The sequence below is a fragment of the Streptococcus mitis genome, from assembly GCF_946188585.1.
In the GTDB taxonomy this organism is placed as follows: Bacteria; Bacillota; Bacilli; order Lactobacillales; family Streptococcaceae; genus Streptococcus; species Streptococcus mitis_DG.
The window spans coordinates 1-14,794 of record NZ_CAMHVI010000002.1; the positions used below are offsets into that span (position 1 = coordinate 1).

General features: G+C 40.2%; 9 protein-coding genes. 6 read left to right on the forward strand and 3 right to left on the reverse strand.

Annotation, left to right across the window (positions count from 1 at the left end; genetic code table 11):
- Positions 1-6,236, reverse strand: a 6,236-nt coding sequence (locus N8M66_RS02730; protein ID WP_261045489.1) for an Ig-like domain-containing protein, incomplete at its 3' end; no start/stop codon positions are given.
- Positions 6,237-6,957: 721 nt separating this feature from the next.
- Here N8M66_RS02730 and N8M66_RS02735 point away from each other — a divergent pair.
- On the forward strand, positions 6,958-7,587 hold the full coding sequence (locus N8M66_RS02735; RefSeq protein WP_261045490.1) for an MBL fold metallo-hydrolase: 630 nt from the start codon (positions 6,958-6,960) through the stop codon (positions 7,585-7,587).
- Between the two features lie 105 nt (positions 7,588-7,692).
- Here the strand turns inward: N8M66_RS02735 and N8M66_RS02740 are convergent, their stop codons facing one another.
- Together N8M66_RS02740 and pepO are read right to left on the reverse strand one after the other, a co-directional pair.
- Positions 7,693-8,457 carry a hypothetical protein gene (locus N8M66_RS02740; RefSeq protein ID WP_261045492.1) on the reverse strand — a complete coding sequence of 255 codons (765 nt, stop codon included), beginning with the start codon at positions 8,455-8,457 and terminating at the stop codon, positions 7,693-7,695.
- A 59-nt stretch (positions 8,458-8,516) separates the two neighbouring features.
- Positions 8,517-10,409: an endopeptidase PepO gene (gene pepO, locus N8M66_RS02745; RefSeq protein WP_261045494.1), complete on the reverse strand. Its 1,893-nt coding sequence runs from the start codon at positions 10,407-10,409 to the stop codon at positions 8,517-8,519.
- Positions 10,410-10,588: 179 nt separating this feature from the next.
- On the opposite strand from pepO, the gene N8M66_RS02750 reads away from it, so the two are divergent.
- The 5 genes from N8M66_RS02750 (at position 10,589) to N8M66_RS02770 (ending at position 14,764) form a co-directional block, all read left to right on the forward strand.
- Positions 10,589-11,311, forward strand: a complete 723-nt coding sequence (locus tag N8M66_RS02750; RefSeq protein WP_261045496.1) for a metal ABC transporter ATP-binding protein — start codon at positions 10,589-10,591, stop codon at positions 11,309-11,311.
- Positions 11,308-12,156 (forward strand): metal ABC transporter permease, encoded by an 849-nt coding sequence (locus tag N8M66_RS02755; protein ID WP_000559787.1) that lies wholly within the window; start codon positions 11,308-11,310, stop codon positions 12,154-12,156. Before N8M66_RS02750 ends, N8M66_RS02755 begins: the two co-directional genes overlap by 4 nt.
- A 31-nt stretch (positions 12,157-12,187) precedes the next feature.
- Positions 12,188-13,117 (forward strand): metal ABC transporter substrate-binding lipoprotein/adhesin PsaA, encoded by a 930-nt coding sequence (gene psaA, locus N8M66_RS02760; RefSeq protein WP_033682181.1) that lies wholly within the window; start codon positions 12,188-12,190, stop codon positions 13,115-13,117.
- Between the two features lie 423 nt (positions 13,118-13,540).
- Positions 13,541-14,035 (forward strand): thiol peroxidase, encoded by a 495-nt coding sequence (gene tpx, locus N8M66_RS02765; RefSeq protein WP_201058351.1) that lies wholly within the window; start codon positions 13,541-13,543, stop codon positions 14,033-14,035.
- A 78-nt stretch (positions 14,036-14,113) separates the two neighbouring features.
- Positions 14,114-14,764: a metal-dependent transcriptional regulator gene (locus N8M66_RS02770; protein ID WP_061864321.1), complete on the forward strand. Its 651-nt coding sequence runs from the start codon at positions 14,114-14,116 to the stop codon at positions 14,762-14,764.
- Positions 14,765-14,794 lie beyond the last annotated feature (30 nt).

Consider the following 14,794-nt stretch of genomic DNA (forward strand, 5'->3'; position numbering starts at 1 on the left):
TTCTTAGTTTCTACGAAGCGGTAACCTGGAATATCTTTCTTAGGTTGTTCGCCATCTTCACTTGGATTTCCTGGAATTTCGTTTCCTTCTTTATCCTTGAATGATGTCTTAACTTTTTCGTAGATGTGTTTTGTATTTCCTTTTTCGTCTACTTCAGTTTTAACAATCTTGTATCCTGGGATATCTTTAGTTGGTTTAGTTCCATCTTCTGTTGGTGAAAGTGGGTTGCCATCTTTATCAACGAATGAAGTATCAGGACGAACTGTTGGAGTGTAAGTAGCTGTTACTGGTGTACCATTCTTATCTACACGTTTAACGGTTACGCCTGTTGCTTGACCTACGAAGTCAGGTTCTGGGGTGAAGGTTACTTTACCGTTTTCATCGATTGTGTATGTTCCTTCACCTGGTACTTTCTTCTCAGTTGTGCCATCGTCAAATGTTGGTTTAACAGTTTCATCGATTTCAACTGGAACTTCCTTACCGTTGATTGTAACTTTTCCACCTTCAAATGTTGGTGTGCCTTCTTGAGGTTGTCCTTTAGGACCTTCTGATTCAGAATCTTTTGAAGTTGGTGTTACTGGAACGACTACAGGAGTGTACTTAGCTGTGATTGGTGTGCCGTTCTTATCTACACGTTTAACAGTTACACCTGTTGCTTGACCAGTGAATGTTTTCTCTGGGGTGAAGGTTACTTTACCGTTCTCGTCGATTGTGTATGTTCCTTCGCCTGGTACTTTCTTCTCAGTTGTGCCATCTTCGAATGTTGGCTTAACAGTTTCGTCGATTTCTACAGTTTTTTCTTCACCATTTACAGTAACTTTTCCACCTTTAAATGTTGGTGTTCCTTCTTGAGTAGCACCTTGAACATTTGTAGTGATGACATCTGAACTTGTTGGTGTTGCTGGTTTCACAACTGGTGTGTAAGTAGCTTTAACTGGCGTGCCGTTCTTATCTTCGCGTTGAACTGTGACACCTGTTCCTTTACCTGTGAAGTTCTTTTCTGGGGTGAATGTAACTGTTCCATCTGGAGCTACTGTGTATGTTCCTTCACCTTCGATAGTTACTGAATCAACTGGATCTCCTGTTTTCGGATCTACCAATTTAGCTGGTTTATCTTCATCAATTTCAACAGTTTTTTCTTCACCATTTACAGTAACTTTTCCACCTTGGAATACTGGTTTGCCTGTTTGAGTTGAACCTTGGATATCTTCAGTTACAGCGTCTGTTCCTGTTGGTGTTGCTTTCTTAACAACTGGAGTGTATTTAGCTGTTACTGGTGTGCCGTTCTTATCTTCGCGTTGAACTGTAACACCTGTTCCTTTACCTGTGAAGTTCTTTTCTGGTGTGAAGGTTACTGTTCCATCTGGAGCTACTGTATATGTTCCTTCACCTTCGATAGTTACTGAATCAACTGGATTTCCTGTTTTTGGATCTACCAATTTAGCTGGTTTATCTTCATTGATTTCAACAGTTTTCTCTTTACCATCGATTGTTACTGTTCCACCCTTGAATTCAGGTTTACCTGTTTGAGTTGAACCTTGAATATTTTCAGTTACAGCATCTGTTCCTGTTGGTGTTACTGGTTTAACTTCCGGTGTGTATGTAGCTTTAGCTGGTGTGCCGTTCTTATCTTGACGAACTACCTCAACACCTTTGGCTACTCCTGTAAATTGTGGTTCTGGCTTGAATGTTACTGTTCCATCTGGAGCTACTGTGTATGTTCCTTCACCTTCTACAGTGACTGAATCAACTTGTTCTCCAGTTTTTGGATCTACCAATTTAGCTGGTACTGTATCGTCGATTTCAACAGTTTTCTCTTCACCGTTAACCATAGCTGTTCCACCTTGGAATACTGGTTTGCCTGTTTGAGTTGCACCTTGAACATCTACAGTTTTAGCTGGTTCTGCTGTTGGTGTTACAGGTACGATAGATGGAGTATAAGTTGTAGAAACTTTTGTTCCATTTGCGTCCTCTGCTTGAACATCAGCAGGTGTAACATTACCTGTGTAAGATTTATCTGTTGGTGTGAAGGTTACTTCACCTGTTGCTGGATCAATTGAGTAAGTACCTACTGGAGTTACTCCGTCCTCAGCATATGCTGGAGTTGTTTGACCAGCTGGAACTTCATTTCCTTCTTTATCAAGAAGCTTGTAAGAGTTCTCTTTGATTGGAGCAATAGTGTCTCCAGGAGCGAATGTTGGAGTTCCTTTTTGAGTTTCACCTTGGATAGCTTCTGATGTAGCTGGTTCTGCTGTTGGAACTACCGGAGTAATCTTCGGTGTGTAAGTTGTTTCTACAGCTGTACCATTCTTATCTTTAGCTTGAACTCGTACTGGTTGTACTTCACCTGAATATGTCTTATCTGTTGGTTCGAATACTGCAACAGCTTTTCCATCTACAGTTTTAAGAGTGTACTTACCAATTACGTTTCCTTCTGGATCTTTAGCTGGTACTTCAGTAGCTGGTTGTCCATCTTCACCTAGAAGTGTGTAAGTAGATGGATCGATTTCTACAGTTTTTTCTTCTCCAGCAATTGTAGTTTTTCCTGCTTCAAATGAAACTGGACTTTCTTGAGTCTTACCTTGAACATCTTCAGTTGTAGCTGGTGTTGCTGTTGGTGTTACTCCTACGATGTTTGGAGTGTAAGTTGTAGAAACTTTTGTTCCATTCTTATCTTCAGCTTGAACTTTAGCTGGTTGTACTGGTCCTGTGTAAGATTTGTCTGTTGGTGTGAAGGTTACTACACCTGTTGTTGGATCTACAGTGTATTCCCCAACTTTTTTACCACTTGGGTCTAGAGCATCTACTGGTCCATTTGCTTCTGTTCCATCTGGATTTAATAATTTTACAGAACCCTCTTTAATAGGTACTTCTGTATTTCCTTCTGTAAATGTTGGTTTACCTGTTTGAGTTTCACCTTGTACTCCTGTTGAAGTAGCTGGAGTTGCTGTTGGGTTAACAGGTGTTACAGTTGGAGTGTATTTTGCAGTAGCTGTAGCTGTTACAGGTTGACCATTTTTATCTTGACCTACTGGTGCTGTTAATGATACATCAATACCTTTAGCAGTTCCTGTAAATTGTGGTTCTGGAGTAAATGTTACCGCTCCAGTTGTTGGATCGATTGTATAAGTTCCTTCACCTTTTACAGTTACAGTTGTTTCATCTGTTGGTTGTCCAGTCGCTGGATCTACCAATTTAGCTGGGTAGTTAGCACTTGGTGTTACCGCATCTGGTGCAGTTCCATCTCCATCTTTATCTACGTCGATTGAGAATTTAGGTGTTTTCGTTTGTGGTTTACCTTGGATATCAGTTGACTCTTCTGGAGTTCCAACGATTGCTTTTGGAGTTACTGTTGGAATGTAACGACCATCCATAGAACCTTTAGCAGCTAAGCCAGTTAGTTGAACTTGTTCACTGACTAATTCTAGTTGGTCTTTAGCTTCACCTGCACCACCGATGATTTGGCGACCTTCGTTACCCCAACCAGTAGTGTTACCATTGATATCTGTACGACGAATCGTAATACCATCTGCTGTACCTACAAAGTTTGCTTCTGGGATAAATTCTACATCTACATTTGCACCGTTATCAGTAATCTTGTATTTACCTTGCCCTGGTACTACATAGTATCCATCTACTAGGTCAGCATCTGTTACTAATGTACCATCTGGTTTAACGATTTGTGATTTAACAGTTGTATCTATTGCATTGTCTTTATCAAAATCATAGTTCTTTTGACCATATGCGTTGAATGCTACAGTAGATGTTTGAGTTGCACCTTGTACATCTGTTGTTTCTCTCTTAGTTCCACGTGGTGGAATTGTTTGTTGGATTTGGAAATCTTCTACTTCACCTGAGTAGGCAATACCAGTAGGAGCCTTGACATCTGCTTTATCGTATGCAATACGAAGACGTGTAGCTAATTTAGTTGCACTGGTATCCACATTTTGAACTGTGTTTGTCCAAGTAAGAGTAACCTTACCATCAGCAGTCACTTCTGTCACACCAGCGGCTTCATCTTCATCGAATTTTCCATTGTTGTTAAAGTCAATCCAACCGTTAACGTAAGCTTTAGCTTCTCCGTCTAGGTGGGCATCGAACGTCATTGAGTAAGTTCCATCGTTAACTTTTTTCAACTTATAGTTATCATTTGGAGCAACATCATCACCCATCAATTGACGAGCACCTTCATCAGCATTACCGATACCATTGATATCATCGTATACAAAGGCATTTGTTTTGTTAATTGGAGTTGTACGAACATCAACGTCAGCCGGTACAGAACCTAGATATGGTTGGTGTTGACCGTCAGACTTAGAAATAGAGTGGGCTACACGACCGTATGAAGCTGGAGCATCCCCTTCATCTAGGACCATAAATCCAAGCATAGATCCTTGTTGCCCATTAGACATAATATACATACCAATATTTTTGGCATTACGAGTCATTACCAATGGAGTGGAGAAACCTGAATCACGGTGAGTTGAGACCGGTCCGAAAACTTGTGTCCCTAATCCATCCGCATGAATCGTTCCATCTTTTGCTGTTGCAGTAATTACTGTATCTGATGTAACTGTTGTATTGAAGAATCCTGCACCTTTGTCAGCTAAGAATGGAGCGAAAGCTGGTTTACCACTTCCTTCAAGCGTGTAAGAAATACCTAATTGGCCATCTGCACGATTTTGTCCATGACCTGCAGTAGCCACTGTTCTGCGTTCATAGATTTCCCCAATATATGAACGAGCTGTTTCCTTACCTGGTACATTGGAGTTTGATAACTCAGTTACTAACTCAAAACCATCACCATCTGTTTTATAGATTTCAACTTCGGATGAACCAGCTTCTTCCCCTGTTAAGAATACAACGTTGGCTGGAACTTCTGTTCCATTTAATGTAGCTTTAACTGAGAATTCTACCCCTACGTTAGCTCCATCTTTAACAGACTGGATAACCGTTTTACCTTTAGTATCCATTCCGTTTGTTTTCGCAACAGAGTATGAACCTTGGTTTACGACTTTCAACTCAGCTGGAGTATTGTCTTTGTATACGTTTTGAGCATTGGCATCGTATCCTGCTCCACCACGTTTTTTGTACTCATCCGTTGAGTTAAATGGTGCTAGTTTAGTAACTGTCAAAGTCACAACATATCCTGGAGAGATTTCTTGTGTAAACTTAGTACCTACTTTAAGCTTACCACCATCACCAAGATTTTCAATTTTCGCTTTCGGATTTGAAATGTCAAACCACTTGATTTGTTTTGTCAGACGTTCTGTGTTTTTATCTGCGTATTGCTTCCAGTGATTTGCTTGTTCTTCTTCTGAAAGAGGTGGAGTTGTAACCGTATCAGCAATGTCTGCTAAGACTGCTGAAAACTTACCATCACGACCAATACCTGCATTTTTCAGCTCATTGTATACTGCAAGGATTGACTCATTCAGGCGTGCAAGTTGCGCATCCACTTGCTCTTTGGTCACGCTCTTTTCAGCTAAAAGAGATTTTGTTTCCGCAAGAACTGCTTGGTTTTTAGCTACTGCCGCTTCAACAGCTGCTTTATTTTCTTCCTTCACTTCCTTTTTAGAAAGTTCAGCAGTTGCTAATTTATTAGTCACTTCTGCTTCAGATGAAGCTTTGTCAAGTGCTGTTTTAGCTTCTGAAAGAGATTTTTCTGCTGGAGTAGCTTTCTTTTCAGCTTCAGCTTTAGCAGCTGCTTTTTCAGCTTCTAATTTTTTCTGTTGACCCATGGCATCTGATTCAGCTACGGCTTGACCCAATGCTGAAAGTTTGTCAGCTAAAGTATTCACATCCAATTGACTTGCTTCTGGATTTGAAAGTGTTGCTTTAGCTGTAGCTAAAACTTCCTTAGCTGAGTTTACTACAGACGCATCTGCATTTTTAGCAGATGCTAATTTCATTTCTAAAGTAGCAATATTCGCTTCAAGAGCTGCTTTATTTGCTTTCTTAGCTTCCTGTACTTTAACTTCAGGTTTTGCTTCTTCTACTTTAGTTTCTGGCTTCACGGCTTCCTTTTCTTTATTAGAATCCGCTTGATTTGCTGGGGCAGTAGTTGCAGCTACTGATGCTTCTGCACCTTGAACTTCCGTTGCTGATACCGCACCATTTCCAAGGAACATCAAACCAGCTGCAACTGCTACTGATGCTGCTCCAAAGCTATATTTCCGGATACCATAACGGATGTACTTTTCTACTCTATAATCTTGTTGTTGCTTGCCTTTCATTTAGACCCACAACCTCCTTTTTTATTTTGATGTCGATTTACAAGTTATTGATATCGAAAACTCACAGCTAACCTCAGATGAAACAAAAGATGTTAGAAGTGAAGCTTGATATCATAAAATTGTCTACAACATACAACTTTATGATATCATATTTTCTAGTCTGTAGCAAATAAAATGACTTATTTTTTTATTCTAAATTTAAAATAAATATTTTCCAAAAATACAACAATTTTCAGATTTTTTTACTTGTAAAATAATATGTAGCAAGCTGTTACAGGTCTCATACTCTATTTTTGTTAAATTAGTATATTGATTCAATTTAACCTTACATGTATATTTTATTTCCTTTTTTACAAACTTCCTTCTAATACAGAGTACAATTTACTTGTTTCATTAATTCACTCTCCAGCTCATTAGCTTTATTTTAAATCCCAGTCAATTAAAAGCTCTAGCTAGTTCTTAACTCTAAAAATAACTATCTCTATTTTGGACAGAATAAAATAGATAGCAAGTAACATTCCTTAAAAGAGAGGGACTTTCTATCCACTTCATTCTCCCTAACTGTGCTATACTTAATTTATACTCAATGAAAATCAAAGAGCAAACTAGGAAACTAGCCGCAGGCTGCTCAAAGCACTGCTTTGAGGTTGCAGATAAAGTTGACGCGGTTTGAATTTGATTTTCGAAGAGTATTAGTACATTCTTTGAGATTGGAGCTAGTATGAAAATCCATAAAACTGTGAATCCTGTTGCCTATGAAAACACCTATTACCTAGAAGGTGAAAAACACCTCATCGTCGTCGATCCTGGCAGCCATTGGGAAGCCATTCGTCAGACAATAGAGAGCATCAACAAACCTATCTGCGCTATTCTCTTGACCCACGCCCATTATGACCATATCATGAGTTTAGACCTAGTTCGCGAGACTTTTGGCAATCCTCCTGTCTATATCGCAGAGAGCGAAGCCAGCTGGCTCTATACTCCTGTCGATAATCTCTCTGGTCTCCCTCGTCACGATGATATGGCAGATGTGGTCGCAAAACCTGCAGAACACACTTTTATCTTTCACGAAGAATACCAACTAGAGGAATTTCGTTTCACTGTCTTGCCAACACCAGGTCACTCTATCGGCGGTGTTTCTATCGTCTTTCCTGATGCTCACCTAGTTTTGACAGGAGATGCCCTATTCCGTGAAACTATTGGACGAACCGACCTTCCAACTGGTAGTACGGAGCAGCTACTCCATAGTATCCAGACACAACTCTTCACCCTACCAAACTATGATGTCTATCCAGGGCATGGTCCAGCTACGACCATCGCCCATGAAAAGACCTTTAATCCTTTTTTCTAGCAAGCAAAAAACCAAGGAATTTTTCTCCTTGGTTTTTGTGTACTGCTATTCAATTCTCCATTCTTTGATTTTAGAATCTAGTCTAGTATTGAATGTCATCAAATACTAGTTAGCTGGCTCAAATTCTTTCCATTCAAATTTAGCTAAATCAAGTTCATTAGAAGAAATCTCTAAGATTTGCTCTGGCTTTTGATCACTACCAATTTGAAAAATACCTTCTTTAATCTTCTGTACTCCGTCTTTATCAAAAGCATACAAACTTAAGTTCATTTCTGGTCGTGTTGACTGCCAGTCTGCATATCTGACTTGACCGTTTTCATAAATAACTAAACTAGAACGAAAACCACCTGCAGAAGCTACATAAGCTGTATGAAGCAACTTGGGTTGTTTATTCTCTAAATAGTAAATGGCTGAAACAAATTTTTCATCCCCAATAAGTAACTCGTTTTGACCATCCTTATTCAAATCAGCAATAACATATTTCCAATCTGGTGCATTTTTATAATCCATTCGAGAGAAAATCAAACCATATTCATCTGAAGCAATCTTGTGTTGTTTATTTTCCTCGTACAAATCTTCTCTATTACCTTGCTTTAAAAGGTCTGTAAAATGATTGTACCGCTCTATTACTTCCTTGTACAAATCTTTTCCTGTTTCGCTTTTCGTTTCCATTGTTGTTGACGGCGTTGCCATTGAAGAACTTGTACTAGTCTGGCTCTCTGACTTCGTAGAGGTTTCCTTCTGTTCCTCTTTGGTCGAAGATGATTGTTTTGCCGAAGGTTCTATTTTTTCCTCTTTTTTGTTTGCGCCACAAGATGCTAAAACAAAAATAGTAAGAATAACTGAAAATATCATTAAAAATTTCTTCATATTAACCTCTCTAACCCATCCTATATAGATTTACGGATCTTAGTATTAGATTCGATTCATTACCAAATAATCACGCGGTCTTCTGGTGAACGCCACATACCATCTCCTTCTTTGACATCATAGGTTGTAAAGAAATCATCGAAGTTTGGTACTTGCACATTGACACGGAGTTTGGCTGGTGCGTGCACATCGACGCTAGCCAAAAGTTTCATAAATTCTGGACGACCTTTCATGCGCCAGATGCGACCGAAGTTGTAGAAGAATTCTTCTGCTGAGAAGTCTGCTTCTCTTTTAGCTGCTTCAAGCGCTGCAGCAATTCCTCCCAAGTCAGCTACGTTTTCTGATACAGTCAATTTACCGTTAATGCTTGCTCCATAAGAATCTTGTCCATCAAACTGGTCAATAACTTTTTGTGTTTTCTCCTTGAAGGCAGCATAGTCGCTCTCTGTCCACCAATCCTTGAGGCTACCATTTTCATCAAAGGAAGCTCCGTTGGTGTCAAAGGCGTGGGAAATTTCATGGGCAATAACTGCCCCAATACCACCGTAGTTAGCAGAAGATGACTGATGCAAGTCATAGAAAGGAGCCTGTAAAATAGCCGCTGGGAAAACAATCAGGTTCTTCTGTGGATTGTAGTAGGCATTGACCATATGAGCAGGCATGCCCCACTCCTTGTAATCTACAGGCTGGTTCCACTTGCTCCAACTGTGCTTGATTTCCACACGCGCAAAGGCTAGAGCATTGTCAAAAAGACTAGCAGTCTCATCCACTACCTTGTCCTTATAGCGTTCTGGCAATTCTTCTGGGTAACCGATGTAAGGCTTGATAACATTGAGTTTAACGATAGCCTTGTCACGAGTTTCAGGAGTTAGCCAGTCATTTTTAGCCAAGCGTTCCTTATAGACATCAATCATGGTTGCCACTTTTTTCTCCACATCTGCCTTGGCCTCTGGAGAGAATTTTTCATGGGCATACCAGAGACCCAAGGCTTGTTTGAAAGGACCTTGTGCTAGCTGGTAGGCTGCCTTGACCTTGTCTTTGGCTTCTGGAACTCCTGAAAGCGCACGGCTATAGGCACCTGACAAGACACGAATTTCTTCTGTTAAATAGCTGGTTGAAAGATTCACAACACTTAAAATTAAGGTTGCCTTGAGGAGAGGCCAAGCCTCTTCACTATAGAATTGGTCTGCTGCTTGCCAGAAACGTTCCTCGTCTACGATAACCTTGTCTGGCACTTGTCCAAGAACGGCTTGGAAGAAGTCATCCAGAGGTAGGGCAGGCGCGAATTTTTTGAAATCTTCGTAAGCATATGGATGGTAAAGTTTAGCATACTCTGAACTTTCTTCATTAGAAAGCACCACTGCTGCAATTCGGCGATCCAATTCTAGTCTTTTCTCAAGCAAGTCTTCAATTTCTGCATCAGAAAAATCATAAGCTTTGAGGAGATTTGCGCTAGTTTCTTTCCAAAGAGTCAAGAGCTCTTCGCGCTGAGGATGGTCTTCTGCATAGTAGGTCGTATCTGGCAGGATCGTGCTTGGAGCACTGGCCCATAGAACATTGATTCTTGCATCCATAAAGTCTGGCGATACACCAAAAGGAAGGAAGTTAGGTTTTCCTGCAAGTTCAAACTCTGCTAGTCTAGCTGTAAAATCCGCAAAAGTCTCCAACTCTTGGAATTCTTTAAGGAGTGGTAAGACAGATGTGATACCGTCAGCTTCTCTCTTGTCAAAATCACGAACTAGGCGGTGATATTTGACAAAGTTTGCCAAGATAGCATCCTCAGGCACCTCTTCACCTGCCAACCACTTGTCTGTTGTCGCCAACATCAGGTCTTCAATTTCCTGGTCTAAATCAACAAAACCTCCCGTTTGAGACTTATCTGCTGGGATTTCAGCTGTCTTCTGCCATTCTCCATTGATTGCATCATAAAAATCATCTTGATAAAGTGTCATCTTGTTCTCGCTTTCATTTTTTAAGTTATTGCTAGCTTAACAAAAATTGCTTGGGAATGCAATTAAAAATGAACTTTCCTTTTCCATCATTTTTCAGTTATTATTTTAATTTTTTCAAAAATTAACTTGACTTAATTTTTTTTTTAATGTATATTAAGAGACAGGAGGAATACAAGTTTATGATATGTATCGAAAACCTCAGTGTCTCCTACAAAGAAACATTGGCACTTAAGGATATTTCACTAGTGCTCCAAGGACCAACAATTACCGGTATCATTGGTCCGAACGGTGCTGGAAAATCAACATTATTAAAAGGGATGCTGGGAATTATCCCACATCAAGGTCAGGCATTTCTCGATGACAAGGAAGTTAAAAAATCCTTACACCGAATTGCCTATGTCGAACAAAAAATCAATATCGACTACAACTTTCCCATCAAGGTCAAGGAATGCGTCTCGCTAGGACTCTTTCCCTCTATCCCTCTCTTTCGCAGTTTAAAGGCTAAACATTGGAAGAAAGTGCAAGAAGCCCTTGAAATCGTCGGCCTAGCTGACTACGCAGAACGGCAAATCAGTCAACTATCTGGAGGTCAATTCCAGCGGGTTTTGATTGCTAGATGTTTGGTTCAGGAAGCCGACTATATCCTCTTGGATGAACCTTTTGTTGGGATTGATTCTGTCAGTGAGGAAATCATCATGAATACGCTGAGAGATCTGAAAAAAGCTGGGAAGACGGTTCTCATCGTCCACCACGACCTCAGCAAGGTTCCCCACTACTTCGATCAAGTCTTGCTTGTCAATCGAGAAGTGATTGCCTTTGGTCCAACCAAAGAAACCTTTACCGAAGCCAATCTCAAAGAAGCTTACGGTAATCGACTCTTTTTCAATGGAGGTGACCTATGATTGCAGAATTTATCGATGGATTGCAAAAATTCCATTTCCTACAAAATGCCTTGATAACAGCTATTGTCGTCGGGGTTGTAGCTGGAGCTGTAGGATGTTTCATCATCCTACGCGGGATGTCACTCATGGGAGATGCCATTTCACATGCTGTCTTACCAGGTGTAGCCCTCTCCTTCATCTTAGGCCTTGACTTCTTTATCGGAGCCATTGTCTTTGGATTGCTAGCTGCCATCATCATTACCTACATCAAGGGAAACTCGATTATCAAAAGCGATACCGCCATCGGCATTACCTTTTCTTCTTTCTTAGCCCTCGGTATCATCTTGATTAGTGTCGCTAAAAGTTCAACTGACCTTTTCCATATCCTTTTTGGTAATATCCTAGCCGTCCAAGATACGGATATGTTTATTACTATGGGTGTTGGGGCAGTCATTCTCTTGTTAATCTGGATTTTCTTCAAGCAACTCTTGATAACTTCCTTTGATGAACTCTTGGCTAAAGCCATGGGAATGCCTGTCAATTTCTATCACTACCTTCTCATGGTACTCCTGACTCTCGTGTCTGTGACAGCCATGCAAAGTGTCGGAACTATCCTGATTGTAGCCATGCTGATTACCCCAGCTGCAACTGCTTATCTGTATGCTAATAGCCTAAAAAGCATGATTTTCCTTTCCTCAACCTTTGGAGCTACTGCTTCAGTTTTGGGACTCTTTATCGGTTATAGCTTTAACGTTGCGGCAGGTTCTAGTATCGTGCTTACAGCTGCTAGTTTCTTTCTCATTAGCTTCTTTATCGCTCCAAAACAACGATATTTGAAACTAAAAAATAAACATTTGTTAAAATAAGGGGTAAAGCCCCAATAAATTGGAGGATCTAATGAAAAAATTAGGTACATTGTTGGTTCTTTTTCTTTCCGCCATTGTTCTCGTAGCATGTGCTAGCGGAAAAAAAGATGCAGCTTCTGGTCAAAAACTAAAAGTTGTTGCTACAAACTCTATCATCGCTGATATCACTAAAAATATTGCTGGTGACAAGATTGATCTTCACAGTATCGTTCCTGTTGGTCAAGACCCACACGAATACGAACCACTTCCTGAAGATGTCAAGAAAACATCTCAAGCTGATTTGATTTTCTATAACGGTATCAACCTTGAAACAGGTGGCAATGCTTGGTTTACAAAATTGGTAGAAAATGCCAAGAAAACTGAAAACAAAGACTACTTTGCAGTCAGCGAAGGCGTTGATGTTATCTATCTTGAAGGCCAAAACGAAAAAGGCAAAGAAGACCCACACGCTTGGCTCAACCTTGAAAACGGTATGATCTTTGCTAAAAATATCGCAAAACAATTGAGCGCTAAAGACCCTAGCAATAAGGAATTCTACGAAAAAAACCTCAAAGAATATACTGATAAGCTAGACAAACTTGACAAGGAAGCTAAAGAGAAATTTAACAATATCCCTGCTGAGAAAAAACTTATCGTAACCAGCGAAGGATGCTTCAAATACTTCTCTAAAGCCTACGGTGTCCCAAGTGCCTATATCTGGGAAATCAACACTGAAGAAGAAGGAACACCTGACCAAATCAAGACTTTGGTTGAAAAACTTCGCCAAACAAAAACTCCTTCACTCTTTGTAGAATCAAGTGTGGATGACCGTCCAATGAAGACTGTTTCACAAGACACAAACATCCCAATCTACGCACAAATCTTTACTGACTCTATCGCAGAACAAGGTAAAGAAGGCGACAGCTACTACAACATGATGAAATACAACCTTGATAAGATTGCTGAAGGATTGGCTAAATAATCTAGATATTGGTTTATCTATTACTAGATTCTTGTCTCTCTTTACATTACTTCTAATATTAGCTTTGTTAGTTCTATCTCTAGCTACAAAACAGCGTTTATAAGAATAAAGATTTCTTAAATCAGTACGAACAAAGTGAGTTTTTACCAGATATTTCTCACTGTAGTGGTATCCTAGATAAGAACTTTGATCTTATCTAGGACGGAATTTTTGAGACCTAAGGCTCAAAAATTAGGGATGAAATTCCGAAGGAAGTTGCTCCCGTCCGCACTACCTTCGAGAAATATCATATAGATAAAAAATCTGAAAAACGTCATTCTCACATGTGAGATGACGTTTTTTCTATACCCACATTTCCAGTCAAATCATTGGAAAATTACGACTGTTTCAGCTAAAATGGAAGAAAAAAGATTGGAGTATCCTATGGTAACTTTTCTCGGAAATCCTGTGAGCTTTACAGGTAAACAACTACAAGTCGGCGACAAGGCGCTTGATTTTTCTCTCACTACAACAGACCTTTCTAAAAAATCTCTGGCTGATTTTGATGGTAAGAAAAAAGTCTTGAGTGTCGTGCCTTCTATCGATACAGGCATCTGCTCAACTCAAACGCGTCGCTTTAACCAAGAACTGGCTGGACTGGACAACACGGTCGTCTTGACTGTTTCCATGGACCTCCCTTTTGCCCAAAAACGTTGGTGCGGTGCTGAAGGTATTGAAAATGCCATCATGCTCTCAGACTATTTCGACCATTCCTTTGGACGTGATTATGCCCTCTTAATCAATGAGTGGCACCTATTGGCACGCGCAGTCTTTGTCCTCGATACTGACAATACTATTCGCTACGTTGAATATGTGGACAATATCAATTCTGAGCCAAACTTCGAAGCCGCAATTGCAGCTGCTAAAGAACTAAATTAGAAGCCATTGTGGCAGATAGCTAGAGAAATCTAGCTTTTTTTGATATACTAGATAAAGATATTAGACAAGAGGAAACGAATGACCCCGAATAAAGAAGATTATCTAAAGTGTATTTATGAAATTGGCATAGATTTGCATAAGATTACCAACAAGGAAATTGCGGCTCGTATGCAAGTCTCTCCCCCTGCCGTAACTGAAATGATTAAACGGATGAAGAGCGAAAATCTCATCCTTAAGGACAAGGAATGTGGCTATCTACTGACGGAACTTGGGCTAAAACTGGTCTCAGAGCTCTACCGTAAGCATCGCTTGATTGAAGTTTTTCTAGTCCATCATTTAGACTATACGAGTGACCAGATTCACGAGGAAGCTGAAGTCTTGGAACATACTGTATCTGAGCTATTCGTGGAGAGACTAGAAAAATTGCTTGGATTCCCCAAGACCTGCCCTCACGGAGGAACTATTCCCGCCAAGGGAGAACTCCTGGTTGAAATCAATAACCTGCCACTAGCTGACATCAAGGAAGCTGGCGCCTACCGCCTGACTCGAGTGCACGATAGTTTTGACATTCTCCATTATTTGGATAAGCACTCACTTCACATCGGTGACTGTCTCCAAGTCCAGCAGTTTGATGGCTTTAGCAATACCTTCACTATCCTCAGTAAAAACGAGGATTTACAAGTAAGTATGGACATTGCCAAACAACTCTATGTCGAAAAAATCGACTAATTTCTAAAGTACCTCAACCACCCCTGAAAA